The 20347-nt window shown below is 39.5% G+C and carries 18 protein-coding genes; 6 read left to right on the forward strand and 12 right to left on the reverse strand.

Annotated features, from left to right (window positions below):
- Positions 1 to 15 precede the first annotated feature (15 nt).
- From LEP1GSC202_RS14680 to LEP1GSC202_RS14690, 3 genes are read right to left on the reverse strand one after another with little or no spacing between them, the layout of a single operon-like run.
- Positions 16 to 1872, reverse strand: a complete 1857-nt coding sequence (locus LEP1GSC202_RS14680) for an adenylate/guanylate cyclase domain-containing protein (protein ID WP_015678515.1) — start codon at positions 1870 to 1872, stop codon at positions 16 to 18.
- Positions 1869 to 3845: a glycoside hydrolase family 5 protein gene (locus LEP1GSC202_RS14685; protein ID WP_015678490.1), complete on the reverse strand. Its 1977-nt coding sequence runs from the start codon at positions 3843 to 3845 to the stop codon at positions 1869 to 1871. The genes LEP1GSC202_RS14680 and LEP1GSC202_RS14685 overlap by 4 nt, the downstream gene beginning before the upstream one ends.
- Positions 3846 to 3849: 4 nt before the next feature.
- Entirely contained in the window at positions 3850 to 5178 is a 1329-nt protein-coding gene (locus LEP1GSC202_RS14690; RefSeq protein WP_015678437.1) for an O-antigen ligase family protein, read from the reverse strand.
- A gap of 49 nt (positions 5179 to 5227) precedes the next feature.
- On the opposite strand from LEP1GSC202_RS14690, the gene LEP1GSC202_RS14695 reads away from it, so the two are divergent.
- Both LEP1GSC202_RS14695 and LEP1GSC202_RS14700 read left to right on the forward strand, forming a co-directional pair.
- Complete coding sequence (locus tag LEP1GSC202_RS14695) at positions 5228 to 6517, forward strand: glycosyltransferase (RefSeq protein WP_015678453.1); 1290 nt, start codon at positions 5228 to 5230, stop codon at positions 6515 to 6517.
- Positions 6514 to 7107, forward strand: a complete 594-nt coding sequence (locus LEP1GSC202_RS14700) for a hypothetical protein (protein WP_015678523.1) — start codon at positions 6514 to 6516, stop codon at positions 7105 to 7107. Before LEP1GSC202_RS14695 ends, LEP1GSC202_RS14700 begins: the two co-directional genes overlap by 4 nt.
- 23 nt (positions 7108 to 7130) lie before the next feature.
- Here LEP1GSC202_RS14700 and LEP1GSC202_RS14705 read toward each other — a convergent pair whose 3' ends face one another.
- Genes LEP1GSC202_RS14705 through LEP1GSC202_RS14715 form a run of 3 tightly spaced genes read right to left on the reverse strand, consistent with a single transcriptional unit; the run spans position 7131 to position 9898 of the window.
- Entirely contained in the window at positions 7131 to 8186 is a 1056-nt protein-coding gene (locus tag LEP1GSC202_RS14705) for a hypothetical protein (RefSeq protein WP_015678465.1), read from the reverse strand.
- A gap of 45 nt (positions 8187 to 8231) precedes the next feature.
- A complete protein-coding gene (locus tag LEP1GSC202_RS14710) occupies positions 8232 to 9290 on the reverse strand; it encodes a glycosyltransferase family 9 protein (RefSeq protein ID WP_015678544.1) in 1059 nt (352 codons plus the stop codon).
- A complete protein-coding gene (locus tag LEP1GSC202_RS14715; RefSeq protein ID WP_015678479.1) occupies positions 9287 to 9898 on the reverse strand; it encodes a DUF4254 domain-containing protein in 612 nt (203 codons plus the stop codon). The genes LEP1GSC202_RS14710 and LEP1GSC202_RS14715 overlap by 4 nt, the downstream gene beginning before the upstream one ends.
- Positions 9899 to 10002: 104 nt before the next feature.
- On the opposite strand from LEP1GSC202_RS14715, the gene LEP1GSC202_RS14720 reads away from it, so the two are divergent.
- Positions 10003 to 10794, forward strand: a complete 792-nt coding sequence (locus LEP1GSC202_RS14720; RefSeq protein ID WP_039929106.1) for an NRDE family protein — start codon at positions 10003 to 10005, stop codon at positions 10792 to 10794.
- Positions 10795 to 10798: 4 nt separating this feature from the next.
- Here LEP1GSC202_RS14720 and glyA read toward each other — a convergent pair whose 3' ends face one another.
- Genes glyA through LEP1GSC202_RS14735 form a run of 3 tightly spaced genes read right to left on the reverse strand, consistent with a single transcriptional unit; the run spans position 10799 to position 13736 of the window.
- Positions 10799 to 12049, reverse strand: coding sequence for a serine hydroxymethyltransferase (glyA, locus tag LEP1GSC202_RS14725; protein ID WP_015678540.1), 1251 nt, complete (start codon positions 12047 to 12049; stop codon positions 10799 to 10801).
- Complete coding sequence (locus LEP1GSC202_RS14730) at positions 12046 to 12915, reverse strand: lipoate--protein ligase family protein (protein WP_015678474.1); 870 nt, start codon at positions 12913 to 12915, stop codon at positions 12046 to 12048. Before LEP1GSC202_RS14730 ends, glyA begins: the two co-directional genes overlap by 4 nt.
- Entirely contained in the window at positions 12912 to 13736 is an 825-nt protein-coding gene (locus LEP1GSC202_RS14735; protein ID WP_039929133.1) for a rhomboid family intramembrane serine protease, read from the reverse strand. The genes LEP1GSC202_RS14730 and LEP1GSC202_RS14735 overlap by 4 nt, the downstream gene beginning before the upstream one ends.
- Positions 13737 to 13794: 58 nt before the next feature.
- On the opposite strand from LEP1GSC202_RS14735, the gene LEP1GSC202_RS14740 reads away from it, so the two are divergent.
- The 3 genes from LEP1GSC202_RS14740 to LEP1GSC202_RS14750 all read left to right on the forward strand — a co-directional run bounded on the left by LEP1GSC202_RS14740 (position 13795) and on the right by LEP1GSC202_RS14750 (position 17914).
- Positions 13795 to 14748 carry an MBL fold metallo-hydrolase gene (locus LEP1GSC202_RS14740; protein ID WP_039929108.1) on the forward strand — a complete coding sequence of 318 codons (954 nt, stop codon included), beginning with the start codon at positions 13795 to 13797 and terminating at the stop codon, positions 14746 to 14748.
- Between the two features lie 5 nt (positions 14749 to 14753).
- The gene (locus LEP1GSC202_RS14745; RefSeq protein WP_039929134.1) at positions 14754 to 17171 is read left to right on the forward strand and encodes a penicillin-binding protein 1A; all 2418 of its coding nucleotides are present in this window, start codon (positions 14754 to 14756) and stop codon (positions 17169 to 17171) included.
- Positions 17172 to 17473: 302 nt separating this feature from the next.
- On the forward strand, positions 17474 to 17914 hold the full coding sequence (locus tag LEP1GSC202_RS14750) for a tetratricopeptide repeat protein (protein ID WP_015678496.1): 441 nt from the start codon (positions 17474 to 17476) through the stop codon (positions 17912 to 17914).
- 58 nt (positions 17915 to 17972) lie between these two features.
- On the opposite strand, the gene LEP1GSC202_RS14755 is transcribed toward LEP1GSC202_RS14750, so the two are convergent.
- The 3 genes from LEP1GSC202_RS14755 to LEP1GSC202_RS14765 are packed head-to-tail and all read right to left on the reverse strand — an operon-like array spanning position 17973 to position 20334.
- A complete protein-coding gene (locus tag LEP1GSC202_RS14755) occupies positions 17973 to 18686 on the reverse strand; it encodes a hypothetical protein (RefSeq protein WP_015678432.1) in 714 nt (237 codons plus the stop codon).
- The gene (locus LEP1GSC202_RS14760; RefSeq protein WP_015678492.1) at positions 18652 to 20079 is read right to left on the reverse strand and encodes an MBOAT family O-acyltransferase; all 1428 of its coding nucleotides are present in this window, start codon (positions 20077 to 20079) and stop codon (positions 18652 to 18654) included. Before LEP1GSC202_RS14760 ends, LEP1GSC202_RS14755 begins: the two co-directional genes overlap by 35 nt.
- Before the next feature lie 18 nt (positions 20080 to 20097).
- Positions 20098 to 20334, reverse strand: coding sequence for a hypothetical protein (locus LEP1GSC202_RS14765; protein WP_015678436.1), 237 nt, complete (start codon positions 20332 to 20334; stop codon positions 20098 to 20100).
- Between the last annotated feature and the right edge of the window lie 13 nt (positions 20335 to 20347).

Consider the following 20347-nt stretch of genomic DNA (forward strand, 5'->3'; position numbering starts at 1 on the left):
ACAACCTGACTTTGTTTATACTTTCCAAATGTATACAAAGTCAGTTCGGTTTGCCCAGGGAAGGGGAAATTCCACTTTTTTTAATTTGATGTCGTTGTTCCGCAAATACTCACGGATGTCTTTGTCTCTAAATATGGTTTCGCTAAAGGAAATTTCACCCGAATTGGTAACCGATTGAATTTTTGCAGTGTAATTGACTGTGTTTCCAAAGTAATCGATATTACTATTTAGGTTTACTGCCAAACAATTGCCCGTATGGATCGAAATCCGTATCCGCACGGGAGTGTGTTTGTTTTCTGGATGAAACCACTCCTGCATTTCTTTAGCGGCTTTTAGGGCTTGGAGTGGGGAAGAAAAACTAGCCATCACTGCGTCGCCGATCGTTTTTACAACCACACCTCTGAAATTTTGAATGATTTGATTGGTTTTGATAAAGTGTTCGCGTACTTGTAAAAAGGCTCCATGATCACCTTCCGTTTCATAAAACTTGGTCGAGCCAACAATATCAGTGAACAAAATTGTTTTGATCCCGATATCCAATTGTAAATTCGTCGCGATTGCTTCTTCAGAAAACAAATCCCGGAATTCTTGGTAATCAAAAATCTCAGAAGGCCGCAAACTATTTTGATCTTCACTTCTTTCTTCTAAGACGATGGTTACATCTTCTTCCAAATCATTTTCAAATACCAAATTTGGTTTTGGGATCACCTTTATTTCTTCATCATTTGTCTCAGGTAACCACAAAATATCAGTTTGGTTGTGACTTTGTTTTGACTCTACCAATCGATATTTTTTTTCACCTTTTTTTCTAAGTCGATATACGCCCGAACCAATCAGCAAACTGGATGAAAAAGATTTACGACCACCAACTCGTTTTGTTAACAGAATATGTTGTTTGGTTGCAGGTTCTGCAGCACAATACATCTGTTTTTCGACAATCCTTACACTTGGATGGAGATGGAATGTTACCTCGATTGAGTTTACTCCAGTTGTATCAAAATCAATTTCGCAAACGTCACATTGGTCTTTTGCTGGCATATCTCCAAGTTTTGTTAAAGATGTTCGAACACCTCTGCAATGAGGGCATACAATGTCCCAACTTAGTGTAAATATGCCTAGTCGGCAACCATGCAAAAATAAAAATAAAACCTCGTCTGGATTTAAATCCAAAAGTCTGCTAACGGATTTTATGCGAATTCGGTCCAACTCATTGTCGGGAGATTGTTTGATCCAAGTAAATACTTTTGCGATGGTTTCTTTTTGAATTCCTTTTTCGACAAGGATAGGTGTTTGTTTATCTAATTTTTCTGGATGGATCCACTGTGCTTCGGGGAAAAAAGTTTTTTCCTTTCCACTTATAGATTGCAGTTTTGGTTTTCTAAGTTTAATTTCTTCTTCGATTTCTTTAAATCCTTTTTGAAAGGATTCCTTTAGTCGTGGGAGGGCGATCTCTAATATTTTTTTAGTGAAAAAATTGCGGGGTATGGCACCTAAATAAACATAAACTTTGCATCTTGATTCCCCAAGAGGTTCGGCGAGGATTTTGATACGAACATACTTGGCAAAACCTCTTTTGTAGATTCGCGCATTTCCAATTTCTTTTAGGTATTCCCATTCCCAAGGGACCTCCTCCCATTCTAATTGAAACCCAGCTTGTTTTGTTTTACCAAAAAGTTTACCTTCTTTTTCCAGGTATTGGAATCTAGGTAAGCCAATCCTTTTGTTAAAGGAAGAGGTATCGATCAAATAAGGCCATACTTCTTCTCTTGTGATGGACAAATCAAATTCCCAAAGGTTGTCCATGTGTTTACCCATAGACTTCCAAGGTTCTTCCCAAGGGTATTTTTGGAGTAAGGTATTTAAATCAATCATAATGGCCTTAGGGTAACGGAAGATTTGCCCCCATTCCCTTTGACTGTCAATTCACCGTTTGTTTCGGAAATTTTTTCAGCATTAGAAAGTACAATCTGTACGCCATTTGGGTAAACAAATCTAGGTATTTTAATCAGAGAAGGTTCTGGTATTTCAAGATCAGAGATCCATTCCAAAACAAATTCCCTTGTCTCCAATTGGTATTCCATCTTTATGGGAGTTCCTTGGATCATTGCAGCGTAAGGTCGACAGAACCCTTCAATGGCTCGTCCCCCCCCTCCATACACATCTGGATCAGAACCCGGAATGACTTGGTCTTTTGAGTAAATACTCAAATCTTCTTGGTTCCAGCCATCACCCACCATCAAATCATTTTCATTGGAAGCTGTGTAGTTCCAGAGAGTATTGGATAAAAATAAACTGTCCATTGCATTGTACATCGCATCAAGTGCCATGACATGCCGTTTCCAAATTTTTGGAGAATGGTTTCCTTTTTTCCATTCCTTATAAGCTTTCCCACCTTGTAAGTCGAATGGTATCCCGAACTCTCCGACTAAACTAGGAATTTTACCCGGGACCGAATTCGCGGTATCTTTAATTCCCGTTAGCTGGCGAATGTACATCGATTCAATACCTGATCTACCAAAAACGGGTCGTTTCGTAAGTGTATCAATCGCGATGGGATACAAAAAGGTTTTGAATAAAAGCGTGAGTATATCATACCAATGGGCAGCATTCACTGATAGGGGAGGTACTTCTCCATTGAGATGCGGGTTTGTAAAAGCATCGGATGCTTCCCGTTCAATGAAAACCATCCAATCACTTCGAATTGCCTGTATGGTTTTACCGACAGTTCGCATGAAGGGAATTAAGTAATCCCGATCAAAATCAATTTCCTTCCCATTTACTTGTTGGAAAAAATCATTTTTCTCAATAAAAGGTGTTCCATCTTTTGTGATGGTATAAGCACCTTCTAATTGGAACGGGTCACCTGGTGATTCAGGTAACCAAATGGAAACTTGATTTTGATTTACTGTAACAGTTTTTGAAGGAACAAATCCACCTTTCCAAACTTTAAGAGTTAGGTATGGTAAATCTACAGAATGTCCATGGGATGAATACAAAGCATCGATTGGTGACCAAGCTAGCCCAGGTTTCGCAGGGTCTTCCTCTTTATTGATCAAACCACGATCATTCATGGCTCTACCAATGAATCCTTTGCCTGGTTCATTTAAGGAATCAAAACCCAAAACAAAATCAAAGTCTTTGACTCTCTCTGCAATTTGTTTCATACAACCCAGGTAATGGTCCTGTAAGTAGTCCTGTACATTTTTTCCATCGATTAAAAAATGAGGGGCAAAGTCACGACCTCCAAAAAATAACGTCCATAAAATTCCATTTCCAGCATAACGATAGTTTTGTGACCAGCACATGGTAGGGTAATTATTTTCTTGTCTAATCCCTGGATTAGAGTAGTCATACGCCCGTTGCATAACAATGGCAGCATCAGCTTCCGATAATTTTTGATAATCGATTCCCAATTTTTCAAATATCCAACCTGGTGCTCCGTCTCCACCTGTCATCCTGGACCAAACGTCCTGGTGGAAATCAATGAAAACATAAAATCCGTATTCTCCTGCTAGGCGAACAATCTCTGTGAAATAGTTTAAGTAGGCTTCATCATATTCACCAGGACCTTTATGTTCGACTGCCTCCCACGTGGTTAACAAACGTAAAACATTAAATCCCCATAATTTTAAACGAGTGAAATGGGATTCTGCTTCTTCTAAAGGGAATGGTCGACCAATAAAACTCACTTCCTTATGGTCTGAAAAATCAGTTGGGAATTGGGTTCCACCATTCGGATATGGTACCTTTGTATCTCCACCTAAATTGACACCACGAAGGATGACTTTTCTGCCACTTGGGTCTACAAACCATTCGCCTTTTGGAGATAATTTTTTTAATGCCATACGATTATCCTACTTTGCCAATTTCTTGTGAAGTTTCTAAATTCAAATTTTTTTCCACATGATAGTTCAAATAACCTAATAAAAAATAAAAGACAATAAGAACTTCATCATCTTGGAAATAACACTGAAGCAGTCCAGAGGCAAAAAATCCAACTAGGCCATAGGTCATAAAACGAATCGATTTGGGAATTTGGGAATCTAAGAGATGGTAAAGGATCGTCGCAAATAAAATTAAATACAATACAGTTTGCGGGAACCCGAAGACTGCTGTTAAATGAAAATAATCATTATGGGCATGACCCCTTTGGGTCACTTCGTAAAAAAAGGCAAGTTCTCTGTTTTCCTTTTCTTTGTTTTTCCTTGAGATTTCAATTTCCTTTTGGTAATTTCCAGAACCAATCCCAAAAATTGGATTGTTTTGAATGAGTGGGAATGTTGAGTCCCAAATGAATGTACGTCCAGAGTCTGTGTGTTTTTCACCACCAAACAGAGGGTCAACAACTCTCTTGACAGCACTTGTGCTTTTGTAACCAACAAATAATAGAATCAAAAATCCAAGCAGAATGATACTTGTGCGTTTGATCATTTTTTTGGAAATGTCTTTGTCGATAAATATTAAAATGTAAATACCAAAACTGACACTTACCATGGCTCCTAGTAGGGATGACCTTGCGTTGTTAAATAAAAACACAAGAGAAACCAGTAAAAGTAAAACTGAATGCGTAGCAATGTTTAATTTTGAAGATTTATTGTACCAAGAATCATAAAGTCTAAACACAAAACCAGGAAAGATAAACGCAAGTAACCCACCAAAGGTTAAATGTGTATTCATAAGTCCAATGGGAAGATAGATATTCAATGTACCAATGTTCCCATAATGGTGTTGGTAGGGCCAAGAACTAGAGGATTTGTACAGATCCGAAATAAGTCTTGAAAGCCTCGTCATTGAAAAAATGGAAATAAAGCCTGTAAAAACAATCACTAGCGAAAAAATAAAAAAGGTTTTATATAAATAGGATTTGTCTTCTTTTTTGATGCCTTGCACAGAAACAAAAGCGGTCACAAGGAAGATATCTTTCATTTCATCACGAAACGCCTGTTTAATGGAGTTCATGTCAAATCCGACCGCTGCAAAATGATACAAAACGGTTACAATTTGCCAAAGGTAAAAAACAAAAAGAATTTTGACTAAGTTACTTGTGAGTTTGGGTTTTTCATCTAGAAATAGGAAAAATACGAAAGATAAGAGCAGGAAAAGTTGGCTTAGAGAAACAGAAAGTGCACAGGAAATGATGGACAAGGCAAGAAACGAACGATAGAGTCGGTAAATCATAACTTTGGATGAGACTAATCTTTTTCTCTCATTTGTAAAGAGGTAACAGTTGCGAGTTTTATATTTTTCCGATACTTTTTTGCCAAAAACCGATGGGGTAGCTGTTTCCATTAAGAATTTTTCTGAGCTTTTGGCACTCCGAGGCCACCAATTCTGCATTTGTGCTCCCAAATACGGGGATGGAGACTTTGATCGGATGACAGACAATATCCAGGTGGTCCGCTTTCGGTCTGGGTATTTGCCAAGTTACCCTGATATCAAGGTGGTTTTGCCTTCTCCTGGAAAAATCAAACGGATCATCGAAGACTTTAAACCCGATCTCATCCACATCCACACACCTGGCCTACTCGGACTCTATGCGGTGAATGCTGCCGAACGATTTGGAGTTCCGACAATTGGAACCTATCATACACTCATGGCGGAACAAGAGATGTATGTTTCTTTTTATCGCCTGTTTAAACTCGATAAACTATTTTTTAAGGCAAACAAATTCAAAAAAAAGTTAAACATCGAAGAACTTGATAAAATTGTAAAATTTGATAATTTCAATATTCGCAAAAAAATCATTCTTAAAATTTGTAATGATATCTATAATAGATGTGATGTGGTGATCTCACCAAGCCATCTCATCAAAGAACAATTGATCCAATATGGAATCACACGCCCGATTACCGTTGTTTCCAATGGTATGGATCTCAAACGATTCCAAGGTAAACCAAAGGAATACTTAAATGGAGATGCACCAAAGTTTTTACATGTGGGTCGTATCTCATACGAAAAAAATTGTGATATTGTGATCAATGCTTTCAAACTCATTCATGAACAATTTCCCAAAGCAACTCTCACCATCATTGGAGAAGGACCAGCCATTCCTTCCTTACAACGCCAAGCAGAACATCTAGGCATCGAAAACTCAGTTGAGTTCAAAGGGTTTGTCCCCAATGCAGTGTTACACGATGTGTACCCACAGTATGATGTATTTTTAACAGCTTCCACAATGGAAACACAGGGATTGGTAGTTCTAGAGGCGATTGCTTGTGGACTTCCTGCAGTAGGAGTGGATGCCTTTGCTCTTCCTGAACTCATTCGGCACGGAGAAAATGGTTTTATCGCAAAATCCTTTGATGCAAAAGGCATTGCCCAAGGTGGATTGGAAATCGTTCGGAATCCTACCATGTATGCTAAGTTTTCAAAACAATCCATACATATTGCCTCAGGCCATGAGATGGAAAAATGTGTGGATGTTATGGAAGAAGTGTATGGAAAAGTCATCGAAGCCATGAAGGGGAAAGTCAAAAAAACGACTATCTTCGATTTGTTTTTTGATTTTATGCAATGACCAATGGATTGGGAATTGAAATCCGATCGTTTCTCAGTGCAATTGCCGTAGGAATCACATTACTTGCGTACGTTCCGTACTTAAAAGGTATCAAATCTGGGAAAGTCCAACCCCATGTATTTTCTTGGATTATCTGGGGATTGACAACTTGTATTGTGTTTTTTGCACAACTTGTGGGCAAAGGAGGGATCGGAACAATACCCATCGCTATCTCTGGTTTCACAACTCTTCTTGTTGCACTCTATGCTTATCAAAAAAGAGGGGAGATCAAAATTACAAAATCAGATTGGTTCTTTTTTGTTTTAGCACTTTCTAGTTTGCCCTTTTGGTTTTATTTTTCGAGTCCACTTGCTGCTGTGATTGTCCTTTCGTTTGCCGATTCCCTTGGATTCATACCCACGATTCGAAAGGGTTATGTTTTGCCTCATTCGGAACCACTTGGTTTTTATTTGTTATTTTTAATCAGAAACAGTTTGGTCCTCTTGGCTTTGGCTGAATGGAACCTAACAACTACACTTTTTCCTAGTTCTGCGGGACTCGCCTGTTTCGTTTTTGTTTTGGTTGTAAAATACCGACAAAAGAAAATTTGAAATTTGATGATTTTGATGGAATGTTATGGTGATTCTTTGTTTGGAAGTGGGTAAAAGATAACGGACCGAACTTGTTTTCCTTCTTCTGTTTCTTCATAGGTTACTTCGGCTTGTTTGGATCTGGCAGGTAAGTACATTTGGAGGGCTTCTACGAGTTCGTATGCACTCAAAGTATAATCCAAAGCTTTGATTGCAAGTTCAAGGCTTAAAAAACGTTCTCTTGTGACCATTTTTGTTTCTGTTTTTTTAGAAATGATCAGCCATTTGTATAACCTTGCGGAACGATTGGTATCGAGTAAATTTCCTATGTCCAATTTCGCTTGTGGTAGAACAGCTTGTGTTTGACCAAACCGAACTTCAATTCCCCTTGGTTTTGGTTCACTTAAACGTAAGGAAAGTTGTTTATCAAACAGTTCATCATCAATATATTCAATTCGATCACAAGTTGAGTAAACAGTTTCACATAGATTTCCATAATTTTTATGGAAAAAAAATATCTGCAATATCTTTCCACTCGTTGGGTGGTATAATACTTTTGCGTTGTAATGTTCCATCCTTCCAAATTTGACAAAGGAACGGATTCGTTTGTATAAGTTATACGAAAGTCCAAACAAATCCTTTACGACGGGGACATCTGCAATCCCAATTGCTCTTGTCGCCATATAAAACGGCTCAAAACTCACATGCCCATCTCGTTTTGCAATTTCCCTGAGGTATTCTGTGATATCCTCCAACCCTGGTTCCGTGATTTTCATAGGAGAATCTAACAAATTGATGACTAACTTTCCACCGTTTTTGCCAAGTTCTTCCCAAACTTCGTTCAAATAGTTTCCATCTGCAGTGTAATTGATCTGTTTACAAGTCTCAATAGGGCATTTGATTTGTTCTTCGAAGTCTTTTTTGTTAGGTGACGGGAGTTCAATTGTTTGGAATTCCGTACTAAATTCTTCGGCCTTTACTTGGGAGAGAGAAAAGTTAATGATTAGAACCGAAAGTAAAATTTTATAAATAATGGAAATGGAATTTGATGTGAGTTGTTTACTTAGGCGAATCATCATATTTCCGATTTTTTGAAACATCGCAAACCTACTAAGAACAAGTATTCCAACAAAAAAATTAAGACATTACCATAGAGTGTTTACATTTTGGATGAGGCGAATTCGTCTCACAACATCCAATGGATCAATGAGTTCCATACAAGCATGGTCACCACGCCAACATTTTGTGTTCCCATAAATGGAACATGGTCTACAAGGCAAATCAACTTGCAAAACTCCTGAATCCTCTTGGGCAAATGGTCCAAAACCAGAAATTGGGTGAGTGGTTCCATAAATTCCAATCACTGGTTTTTTTAATAAAGCAGCAATGTGAACGTTGGAACTGTCCATTCCTATCATTACATCGAGCCTATCCATAATCCCAAGTTCACCACGGATACCTAAATTTCCGCCTTGGACGATATGAACTTGTGTTAGGTTGTTTCTCAAAATTTCAAGTTCTTTGGCTTCATCACGACCACCAAATAAAAACACATGGCAACCCGGAAATTCTGTGACCAATACTTCGACAAGGCGTTTGCACTTTTCGAAACTCCATTCTTTTAACGCATGTCCTGCAAATGGAGCAAATCCAAACCATTGGCCATCCTTTTTGTCAATTCCTATGGATTTAAAATAGTCTTTCGCAAACATCTTGGATTCACCATCTACATTGAGCCAAGGGCCTTTTCGAATGGGAGCATCATAACCTGATTTACGGAAAACATTTAAATACCGTTCTACAGTGTGAGGGAGTTGGTTTAATTTTTTATTGTATCGCCTAGTTTGTGCTAATTTTTCCCTTCTACCTTTGATGATTTTAGCATAAGGAACTCCCTTACATCGGAAAAAAAATGCAATGAGTCTGGACCGTACAGATCCATGTAGGTCGATCACGTTTCCGAATGGACCAAGTTTGTCAATGTCTCTGTACATCCTCCACAAACCCAAAAGCCCTTTGTATTTTTTAAGATTGATGCCTAAAACGTTTAAGTTGGGGATATTATAAAAAAATGGAGCAAAGTTTCCTCTTGTAACAACCGTTAACTGAATATTTGAATATTTGGCTGCAATTGCAATGAGAGCTGGTGTCATCAAAGCAACATCACCCATTGCAGAAAACCGAAGTACGAGAAGGTTTGTCATTTTTGATTCTTGTAAAGAGATGGGTTTAGATTTTGGTCATTGTACATTTTCATTTGACGGTAAACCTTGACTCGTTTGATCCCTTTTGCATAATCATCAAACAATTCCTCTAAACATTGTTTTAAGTCTTCCCTTTGGTCGAGTAAAACGGTTAATTTTGATTGGCATTTTTCGATATGTTCTTTGGTTGCAGAAGAATCTTTCCTGTTCACTTGTTCTTCCATATGGAATATTTTTAATTCTAAGATACTCATCCGGTCAAGTAACCAAGCCGGAGATTCAGAATTTAGCCTTGCATCTGGTTTTGGTGTAACGGAACGGAACATCTCAATGACAAAATCATCTAACTTTTCTACCATATCGGTTCTGTCTTGGTTGAGTTTGTCAATTTTTCGTTTGAGAGCCACTACCTCTTCTAAGGCAATGTCCGGCCTACGGATTTCGTCTTCAATGTGCCACTGTATGGTATCAATGTGGTTTTTTTGGTAAAGGGTGAATTCTAATGTGCCATCCGGATATGGATTGGGGTGTGGGGCTTCTTTTTTATGCCAATCCAAAACGGATTCTTGGAAAATAGAGACGGCTTTTGTGGCTTCCAATGCTTTCATAACGTAATGCAATTCACGTTTTCATATGGTTTTTGGGGTTCAATCCAAATATTTCTTAGGTTTTTCGCTTTCTTTTCGTAAAGTCTGGAATGTCTTAGTGGGAAATGTGTTTAGTTGTGATTGCCTTTAGGATTCATCCTGATTTTCCCCTTGTCATCGCATCCAACCGAGATGAATTTTTTGAGCGACCAACAGAAGGTTTGCATATCTGGGAAACGAATCCTAAGATTCTTGCTGGTAAGGATTTAAAAGCAGGTGGGACCTGGCTTGGTGTGAATTCATTTGGAAAACTTGCCTTCTTAACAAACGTTCGCAATTTTCGAAAACCCCCTCATCCCCATCCTAAATCCAGAGGAGGACTTGTGACTCGGTTCTTAGAAGATGAGTCCGTGCAAGCAATCGACTTTGCAAAACAAGTGGATTCAGAAAGAGAAAACTTTGAAGGATTCAATTTGTTTCTCTTTGATGGAAAGGAAGCTTTCGCGGTTGGTGGGGATCCTTTTTCTACGCAATTCGTAGATGCAGGTTTCCATGCAGTGAGTAATGCCAGTTGGAATACCAAGTGGCCCAAAACAGAAACATTGAAATCGCAAATCATCGAAAAAATTTCCGATTGGACCTCTGGTAACATTTCAAAAACAGAACTCGAACTGGAAATGTTTTCTTCTTTAAATGATTCTGAGCTTGTAAAAGAAGAACATCTTTTGCCAGATACAGGCATTGGCAAAGAGCGGGAAAGGTATCTTTCGTCAGTGCGGATCAAAACACCTAACTACGGCACACGGGCATCAACACTTGTTTTTTATGGAAAGGATTCTATCGAGATGGTGGAAAGGTCCTTCTCCGATCCGCTATCCGATGGATATACGGAACGGAGAGAAATTTTGAATTGGTAAAAAATTAGTTTTCCAATCGGAAGTTTTTCATTGGGAAAGCATCTGTGATTTCTTTCACTGCCGCTTTCACTTTGGATTCGTAAGACACATCACCAAAATGTTCTAAGTAATCGCAAATCAAATTGCCAACGGCTTCGATTTCTTTCTCTTTGAGTCCACGAGTGGTAAGAGCTGGAGTCCCAAGTCGGATCCCTGAAGCAACTGCCGGTGGGTTTTTATCAAAGGGGATTGCGTTTTTGTTTACGGTGACTCCGATATGATCAAGTCCATCTGCAGCGTCTTTTCCAGTGAGTCCTTTTACCGACACATCAAGGAGAACGATGTGGTTGTCAGTCCCACCTGATACAACCCGGAAACCTCGTTTTTGGAAAACTTCCGCCAATGTTTTTGCGTTTTTCACCACTTGTTTGATGTAGGTTTTGAATTCTGGTTGGAGAGCTTCTCCAAACGCGACTGCTTTTGCGGCAATCACATGCATGAGTGGTCCACCTTGGATTCCAGGGAACACACGAGAGTTTAATACCTTTTCATTTTCTGCAGAAGATAAAATAAGTCCCCCTCTAGGTCCGCGAAGTGTTTTGTGGGTTGTGGTAGTCACAAAATCACAAACGCCGATTGGACTTGGGTGTTCGCCAGCTACCACCAAACCAGAGATATGTGCAATGTCTGCCATGATTTTGGCACCGATATCATTTGCAATTTCTCTAAATTTTTTAAAATCAATGATACGAGGGTAAGCAGAAGCTCCTACAACAATGAGTTTTGGTTTATGTTCTTTGGCAAGTTTTGCGACTTCATCATAATTGATGGTTTCAGTTTTTTCATCCACACCATAAGGGATTGGTTTAAAGTACTTTCCGCTGATGTTAACTGCACTACCATGTGTTAGGTGACCACCGTGTGCTAAATTCATCCCTAGGAAACTATCTCCTGGCTCAAGAGTGGCAAGGAAAACTGCCATATTCGCCTGAGCACCGCTATGAGGTTGAACGTTTGCGTATTCGGCACCAAACATTTTTTTGGCTCTTTCAATGGCAAGTTCTTCTACTTTGTCGGCATTTTCACAACCATTGTAGTATCGTTTTCCAGGATATCCTTCCGCATATTTATTGGTAAGTGTAGAATGATAAGCTTCGAGAACAGGACGGGAAACAAAGTTTTCACTCGCAATCATTTCGAGGGAATGTTCTTGTCTTTCGTCTTCTTTTTTTAAAGCGGCGTAAACTTCAGGATCTTGTTTTTCTAAATAACTCATGTCGGAATTTCTCTGTGGAGTGTGTATTCTGGATTTTGGTATTTCTTCTTGCGAATAATTTCAGATTCTCTGAGCACTTGTTTCCGAAAAGTAGAAAAGTCCTTTCCAAAGAAGGAAATTTTTGAAAAATCGGTGGGTGAGGGCAGATTTAAATAGTGGAAAACTTCCCGAACCAAATCAATTGCCCATTTTTCTTCGGAAAAAAAGGAAGGGAGTGAGGTTAAAAAATCTTTGTGAGTCCTCTCTTTTCGGTAATCCGGTTCTTCAGGAGGATGGTGTAATACTTCAGAAACTTGGGCGATGAGACTCTCTTCTAAGATCAGAGTACCATGTTGGACAATGCAATTTCGTTTTCGAAACTGTGCATTGCCTGAAATTTTTTTAAACACACCATCCTTTTCCAATACAAGATCTGATTTTCCCTTGGGATAGGATTGGATGTTTTGGGGTGATAATGATTTTGAGATGATCCCGAGGATATGGTCATAACTATCCTTAACCGGAAAGAGTTCCTTTCTTTCTTCTAAATTAAAATACAAAGAATAATTGATATTTCCTGACATTGAATGGAAGACGGTCCCACCACCAGAGGCTCTCCTTGCGATATAACAAAAATTTGGTTTTGGTTTTTTTCCAAATCCAATCCCTTTTGCTTCGGTTTCGTAAGCAGTTACCACATGTTCTTTGATGTTGCGATATGGGTTTTCGGAAAGACCAAGGATGATAGAATCAGGATTTTTCCATAACCGGATCCCTGCTATAAGATTTGATTTTACCATATGCAAAGCAATGGATTCCTCAATCGCCAAATTATAATAAGGCGATCTTGGTGGAGTGGGTGGGAAAAAGAATACTTTTGAACTCACTCGTTGAAGTATTTTTGCGAAGCTTCGTTTAAAAACTTACGTTCTTTTCTAGATAAAGATTCCATTCCGTTTTTTGAAATTTTTTCCAAAAGTTCGTCCACTTTGGTTTTTGCATTTTCTCGTTTTGCCATTTCTTCCTGATACCGCATAAACCTACGTTTTTGTAGGTATCGAGATAAAGACCAAGTGGGAAGGGAGGATTTAGTCCCACGCCAACCTGTGTACAGTTTCATCAGAATGAGCCCACCAATGGCTCCACCCAAATGGGCAAAGTGTGCCACTCGTTCTCCTTGGGCAAAAAGTACCATAAGCATCACGATCATCACAAAGTATTTGGCACGCATAGGAAAGATGAGGAATACCAAAAGTTCACGATTTGGCCATGTCATCCCATAAGCAACGAGGAGACCATAGATACTGGCACTCGCTCCGACAACGATTCCTTGTGGGATTCCAAAAAATTGAGCCGTGATGGTCCCTATCCCACCGAGAAATGCAGTGAAAAAATAAAATTTAAGGAATGCACGTTCCCCCCATACCTCGGCAAGTTCAGATCCAAACATCCAAAGGCTTAACATATTAAAAAGGATGTGTAAAAAACTTCCATGTAAGAAGGCGTAACTCACGAGTTGCCATACCCAACCTCGGAAAACAAGTTCTGGAGAGAGACCCAAATAGAGTTCCGCTAAAGGAGATTGTAAGGTGAGTTTTGTCAAAAGTTGCAGAATGAAACAAATCACATTGATGAAGATGAGTGTGCGGACTACGGGAACCATGGGAGGTCCAAATCGAAGTTCATATCCTGGGGTACGAGAGGCCATAAATTCAAGATCGTAAATCTTGAGTGACAAGGAAAGTCGATTTCCTAGCATCGAGGAAGTGATTGTGCAACTCTACGGAGTCCGCGGTTCCATTGCGAGCCCACTCCGAAACCAAGACTACCGCAAAAAGATAACTGAGATTCTTGACCTCTACAAACAATCGGGGGCTGAAGGATCTGCGGACGAGTTTTGGCAAAATCTTCCCTACCATTTAAAATTTGTCACAGGATCTGACACAACCTGTGTTTCGGTGACGGATGACGATGGGGAAACCTATGTTTTGGATATGGGAACGGGATTACGCAATTTAGGGGATGAACTTGTTTCCGAATACTTCACAAACCAACTGAAAAAAACAGTTTCGTTTTTCATCACCCACACCCACTGGGATCATATCCAGGGACTTCCGTTTTTCAAACCGATTTATTTCCCTGATTTCCATCTGCATTTTTATTCTCCGTATTCTGATTTAGAAAAACGACTGCAAAGGCAACAAGAACCAGAGTTTTTTCCAGTGCCTTTGGATGGAACTGGTTCTGCAAAGGAGTTCAAACTGTTTTTCCCTGGGGATGTTTTGGAATTTCCTTCCGGACTAAAGGTGGAGTGTTACCCACTCAAACACCCAGGAGGTTCATTTGCATACAAGTTCACCAATCGTGCTGGAAAAATTTTTATTTTTGCAACAGATGCTGAGTTCACAGGGGCAGACATGGACCTCATCCATGAGTGTTTGCCATTTTTTGCTGATGCTGACCTTTTGATCTTAGATACACAATATACCTTGGATGAATCGTTTTCCAAATTTGATTGGGGTCATACGGCTTATACGATGTCAGTGAATTGTGCCTCGTCCTGGCGTGTTAAAAACTTAGTGCTCACCCACCACGAACCAAGTTATTCAGACGAAAAAATTTATGAAATTTATGAAAGTGCCAATTTGCATAAACAGCAATTAGGTGAAAAGAAATTAAAAATTCATTTAGCGAGAGAAGGACTTAGGTTCCATCTATAATGACTATGAACAAAGAAAAAACCTTACGTATCACCATTACAACATTCTTTAGCATTGCCTTACTTGGTGGACTATTTTTTGGTTACATCCTCTCTGAGGTGAACAAAGGAAAAGAATTACAAAAACTTGCCTCCTACCAACCTACAACTCCTACCAAACTATATGATACCAATGGGGTGCTCATCGCAGAGTTGTACCGACACAAACAGGAACTCTTAAAATATAGTGATATCCCACCTCATGTGATCCACGCATTTTTATCTGTTGAAGATGATAATTTTTTTAACCACTTTGGAATCGATTTTTTGGCCATTGTTCGTGCAGCGATAAAAAATATTTTTGCAGGACGAATTGTCCAGGGGGGATCTACCTTAACCCAACAGTTAGCAAAAACGATTTTGCAACAGAGGAAAAAAACCTTTGGTCGAAAATTTTTAGAAGCCCTTCTTACCTTACAAATCGAACAAGAGTATACCAAAGAAGAAATCTTAGAAATCTATTTTAACTTAATTTATTTGGGTCATGGAACAACAGGATTGTCATCTGCGGCCAATGTATACTTTCAAAAAGATGTAAGGGACTTAAGTATTGCGGAAGCGGCGATGCTTGCTAGGCTTCCGAAAGCACCAGTGACTTACTCTCCATTCAAAAATCCAAAAGAAGCCAAACAAGCCCATATGGTAGTGCTTGGCCTCATGGCAAAAAATGGATTTATCCCAAAAGACCAAGTCCAAAAGATCCATGATGATTTTTGGGATCGGTATTGGCCTGTTGTCATCACACAATCTCCTTCACGTTCCACATGGGGTGCCAAACTCAACAGGGCACCTTATTTCACTGAATGGGTACGCCAAATTTTAGAAAAAGAATTAGGTGAAGAAGCCTTGTATACAGGTGGACTTCGTGTTTATACCACATTGGATGTAAGAAAACAAGAAATCGCTGATGAAGAACTTCGAAAAGGTCTTATCGAACAAGATAAGTATGCATTTGGAGCAAACTTTCGTTATGCGGGTCGTGCTGACCGCGGTTTAGTTTCCTTATACAATTTGTTTGGTTCCATTTTTCCTGTGGGTGTTCCTTATGTGACAAGTCTTGATGATAGACAAGTATTTCGTTTGCATTTAGAAAAAGAAATGGCACCAGCACTTGAATTGTTAACTGATTTCATTCCTTCTGAAAACGAAAGTGCTGCTGTCAAAGAATTCCAAAGATCATCTCTGGTATTTTCTTCCAACTTACATGTGGAAGGTGCCATCATCACCATTGACCACCAAACTGGTTATATCCAAACCATGGTTGGTGGATCAAGATTTTCACCTAAAAATCAATTCAACAGAGCCATGCAAGCAAGGCGCCAAACTGGTTCTGCTTTCAAACCTTTTGTTTATGCAGCTGCAATCCAAAACCGTGCTGTTGGTTCGGGAACAGGGATCATGGATGCTCCTCTAACGACAATTACGGAAGAAGGGGAAGGATACTCACCACAAGATATTTCGGGTGATTTTCGTGGGATGGTTCCACTTTCAAGAGCATTATCTTTATCACTCAACATCGTTTCTGTCCAAGTTCTTATGAGAACAGGAACAGACTCTGTTATCGATTTTGCATCCAAAGTCACCAAAACAAACAAATCTCGTTTCCCAACTGGACCCGCACTTGCACTAGGTGTGGCAGAACTCACACCTTATGAAATGGCACTGGGTTATTCAATCCTTGCCAATAAAGGAAAAGATGTAATCCCGTTTAGCGTTCGTTATGTGTTGAACCAAAGTGGAACGGTTGTTTACAATAAAGAAAAAGAAGTGCAAGAAACTTTGGCAGAAGAAGCCAAAAATGGTACCATCCAAATCATTCCAGAAGCCACTGCTTATATCATTAAACAAATGTTAATTGGTGTGGCAATGGGGGGAACACCAACCCAAGCACTTCGGGCATCGGATAAAGGGAATTATAAAGGGGAATCAGGTGGAAAAACAGGATCCACTTCTTCTTATACCAATGTTTGGTATGCAGGATTTGACCCTAAATACACATCCATTGTTTGGATGGGATTTGATAAATCCTCCCTGTCCCTCGGGAAAGGAGTGACAGCTGCGGGAGTTGCGGCTCCCATCTGGGGGAAAATGTATTCGCGGTTTTATAACGAAGGACCTTACCCAAGTTTTTATCCGAATGGAAAGGCGGAAGAGATTCCGAGTGATGTGGTAAAAGGGGCTACTTGTGCCTTTAACGGTCTTTCTCCTGGTCCCAATTGCCCCGTTACTGGGAATTTATTCCTCAAACCCATTACCATTGCGGGCCGAACTTTGGCTGTGCCGGGAGGGCGCCAATGTGATGGGGATAGAGACCACTACCGTTCTATGGACCTAAATGATTTCTTACAAAGAGAATTGGAAATCACTGACGAAGAACTCAAATAAAAGATCAGTTCTCTCTAGTTTCTCATTTTCGTTTTCCATCATGGAACCAAAAATCCAACTGCCTGGAGGGGCATCGGGCAGTGGATTTACTGACCACAACCCTTCCCAAAGTTCCCCTTTTTTTTCTGTCAATTTCTTGCAAACCAGTCATTTTGTATAAATTTTAAGCAATTTTTTCTTTTTTTCCCGATTGGTTAGGGATTGCAAATCGCTAGAACCCTCTTGTTTGGCCATTTCAAGGCGATTCGTATCTTGGCACGATAGTTGCATCTATTCCATTGAACAGTTCGTTCGGAGGGAATATGAAAAAACTACTCTTACTCATGACCATCACTCTACTCAACTACTCAGCGTTTGCAGGAGAGGCAACGCTCGCGAATGAAGAAGTGGCATCCCTCGTCGAACAATATGACAACGAAACCCTTGTTGTGATCTCCAATGAATTGGTAAAAATGGCAAACGAAGAAGAAGGGATTGGTGAATTCGATTTAGCATCGACTCATTATGATCGTGCTCTGAAAATCAGAGAAGCGATTGGAATGCAAACACACAAAAGTTTCGCATCCATCCAATACTTAGCAAGCCAAGCATACTCAAAGGCAGGAAATTTTTGTGAAGCATCACTCTATGCGAAAAAAGCAAGTGAAGCGTTTCGTAGCCACGGAATTGTGAAATTCGAAGAAAAAGCCCAAATGGAAGCAAAGGAATTTGCGAAGGCATGTGCGGTGGTTGCTGCCCGTTAATCAATACTGTTATGATTCTTTCTAGAGATGGTTACCCTTTTTTTGATTCTTCTTCGAATCAATCCAACTTCACGTGATGATACACGTGGGGTTGGAATTCTTTTTTTCCATACTTCAATTTAGCAATTTCAAATAGTTTCGTTTTTGTGTAGGGTTCATCAGATTCCCAAGCAATTCCAAAGTTTGCTTCTTCATACCCAGATTCATATTGCAATGGATACAAAGACTTACCGTCATAATAATACACTAAGTTGTGTTGGTATTTTTTGGTAACATCCAATGAAAACATTTCGCAGGGAATCTTTTGGATCAAACGTTTGGCTTTTAGGTTCGGTATTTTTTCCACTCGGCATTCTTTTGTATTCACTTCTTTTGTGGAAAGTAAAACCCAATCCTTTGATTTTTCAAACTGGCCCTTGCCAATGATTTGACGGAATTGGAGATGGTCTTCGTATACCTTCCATTCTCGCCAAGTTTTTTTGAATTCTGTATCCGATACAATTTGGATGGTTTCCTTCCAAAACAAATGGAATGATTTCGAACCCATTGCTGATTTTTTTTCCGTAGGCCTGTCATAGAATCCAAGAGGAAGGTCTTGGTCTCTCGGGAATGAGCTGGGGAGGGTGCGTATCCATCCTAACTTCGGAGTGCAGGAAGCGAAACCCATACCAATGGCCACCAAAAGAAAAAAAACGAATTTCTTTTGGGAACCAATCGAACCCGGTTTTTGTTTTTTGTTAGAACTGGAAGTAAATAAAATCTTGCCCACCATCTCCAAAAATTCCGAGTAAAAGTAAAATCACAACGGATAAAATGGGGAGTAATACATTCTGATATGGTTTTAGTTTTTCATACACAAAAGGAGAGTATTGGAACCAATTGAACATAAGGCCCAGTGCAATGAAAGTAGGGAGTTCATCCACACGGCTCAGTGTATCCCCTGTATTGCGAAGGGTCAAAACCCCTTTAAAGATTTCATAGGCAACGTTTAGTGATTCGGAACCCCTTGCGGCCGCACGGAAAAAAACTCCCGAAAAAGTAAAAACGATGAAGATCACGATGGTACGGATGAAACCTGCCAAGGGGAAATTATCCGGAATGAATTTCTTTTTGCCTCGGTGTAAGTAGAGAGAACGTTCGATCCAAATGAGAGCACCCAAATAGGCTCCCCAAATCACAAATGCCCAGTTGGCACCGTGCCAAAGACCCCCAAGGCACATTGTGATAAAGGAATTTAAATTGGAACGGAAAATGGATCCCTTACTTCCACCTAACGGAATGTATATGTAATCACGTAACCAGGAAGATAAGGTGATATGCCAACGGCTCCATAGTTCACGAAAGGATTGGGATAAAAATGGACCTTGGAAGTTTTCAGGAATCTCATACCCAAGTAAATTGGCCGATCCCCTTGCCATATCTGTATAACCAGAGAAGTCACAATACACTTGGATTCCAAATGCTAGGACACTAAAAAAGATAGAAAAACTATCATACTTGCTTGGGTCCATGTAAAGGGGAGCGATGATCGGAGCAATGTTTTCAGCAATGATTACCTTTTTAAACAAACCTCCGATGATGAGAAAGATTCCCTTTTTCATTCTGTCTTCATCAATGGTTGGGTTGTCAAGTTGCGGAAGGAAATCCTGAGACCTCATGATTGGCCCGGCAATCAGTTGAGGGAAAAACAAAATGAATAAAAAATAATCCACTGTGGACATTCTTTTTTCGATGACACCTCGGTAGATGTCCACTTGCACTGCGATGATCTGAAATGTATAAAAACTAATGGCAAGGGGTAAAAAGATACTCCAGGAACCAGAGATTTCCTTAAAACTTGGATATCCTGTTAAACCATACAAAGAGTCGGTGATAAAGTAAAAGTATTTGAAAAACGCTAAATTGATTACGTTTAATATAACAATTGTATACAATACAGAATCAAATGTTTCCCCTTTGTCTTTTTTGCGAAACATCCATTCGCTAAAAGCATAGTTGATGAGGATGACGAAGAGGAAGTGGAATAAAAACGGAAAACTAAAGTATGCATAAAACAATAAGGAAGATATCACAAGCAGGGGTTTGCGCCCCTTTTGTGGTATGTTCCAATAGATTAAGTATGTGAATGCAAATAAAATTAAATAAGGAATCGAATTAAATAACATGCAATTGGTAACCTAAACTCAAATGTCCCAAAGGTACAAAAACTTTGCGTTGGTTTCATTACCAAGAAGTTTGTCTGCGATTCCAAAAGAGATTGGATTTCCTTTGGCATCAGTTGCTTGGTAAATATTTTCAACAGGAACTTTTCCTCTTTGGTAGGTTACGATCCGAGGGGAACCTTGTGGATTGCCTTCGTATCTTGGGTGTTTCATGAGTTCGATTACAAAGTTGTCAAAGTATCCGATAAAATCGATCATCCACTAGAGGCGT

This window comes from Leptospira yanagawae serovar Saopaulo str. Sao Paulo = ATCC 700523, from assembly GCF_000332475.2.
GTDB lineage: Bacteria > Spirochaetota > Leptospiria > Leptospirales > Leptospiraceae > Leptospira_A > Leptospira_A yanagawae.

What these genes read in the sequence shown, in the direction of transcription:
- LEP1GSC202_RS14680 (WP_015678515.1), bottom strand. Translation starts at nt 1,872, where the DNA reads ATGATTGATTTAAATACCTTACTCCAAAAATACCCTTGGGAAGAACCT.
- LEP1GSC202_RS14685 (WP_015678490.1), bottom strand. Translation starts at nt 3,845, where the DNA reads ATGGCATTAAAAAAATTATCTCCAAAAGGCGAATGGTTTGTAGACCCA.
- LEP1GSC202_RS14690 (WP_015678437.1), bottom strand. Translation starts at nt 5,178, where the DNA reads ATGATTTACCGACTCTATCGTTCGTTTCTTGCCTTGTCCATCATTTCC.
- LEP1GSC202_RS14700 (WP_015678523.1), top strand. Translation starts at nt 6,514, where the DNA reads ATGACCAATGGATTGGGAATTGAAATCCGATCGTTTCTCAGTGCAATT.
- LEP1GSC202_RS14705 (WP_015678465.1), bottom strand. Translation starts at nt 8,186, where the DNA reads ATGTTTCAAAAAATCGGAAATATGATGATTCGCCTAAGTAAACAACTC.
- LEP1GSC202_RS14710 (WP_015678544.1), bottom strand. Translation starts at nt 9,290, where the DNA reads ATGACAAACCTTCTCGTACTTCGGTTTTCTGCAATGGGTGATGTTGCT.
- LEP1GSC202_RS14715 (WP_015678479.1), bottom strand. Translation starts at nt 9,898, where the DNA reads ATGAAAGCATTGGAAGCCACAAAAGCCGTCTCTATTTTCCAAGAATCC.
- LEP1GSC202_RS14720 (WP_039929106.1), top strand. Translation starts at nt 10,003, where the DNA reads ATGTGTTTAGTTGTGATTGCCTTTAGGATTCATCCTGATTTTCCCCTT.
- glyA (WP_015678540.1), bottom strand. Translation starts at nt 12,049, where the DNA reads ATGAGTTATTTAGAAAAACAAGATCCTGAAGTTTACGCCGCTTTAAAA.
- LEP1GSC202_RS14735 (WP_039929133.1), bottom strand. Translation starts at nt 13,736, where the DNA reads ATGGCCTCTCGTACCCCAGGATATGAACTTCGATTTGGACCTCCCATG.
- LEP1GSC202_RS14745 (WP_039929134.1), top strand. Translation starts at nt 14,754, where the DNA reads ATGAACAAAGAAAAAACCTTACGTATCACCATTACAACATTCTTTAGC.
- LEP1GSC202_RS14750 (WP_015678496.1), top strand. Translation starts at nt 17,474, where the DNA reads ATGAAAAAACTACTCTTACTCATGACCATCACTCTACTCAACTACTCA.
- LEP1GSC202_RS14755 (WP_015678432.1), bottom strand. Translation starts at nt 18,686, where the DNA reads ATGGTGGGCAAGATTTTATTTACTTCCAGTTCTAACAAAAAACAAAAA.
- LEP1GSC202_RS14760 (WP_015678492.1), bottom strand. Translation starts at nt 20,079, where the DNA reads ATGTTATTTAATTCGATTCCTTATTTAATTTTATTTGCATTCACATAC.
- LEP1GSC202_RS14765 (WP_015678436.1), bottom strand. Translation starts at nt 20,334, where the DNA reads ATGATCGATTTTATCGGATACTTTGACAACTTTGTAATCGAACTCATG.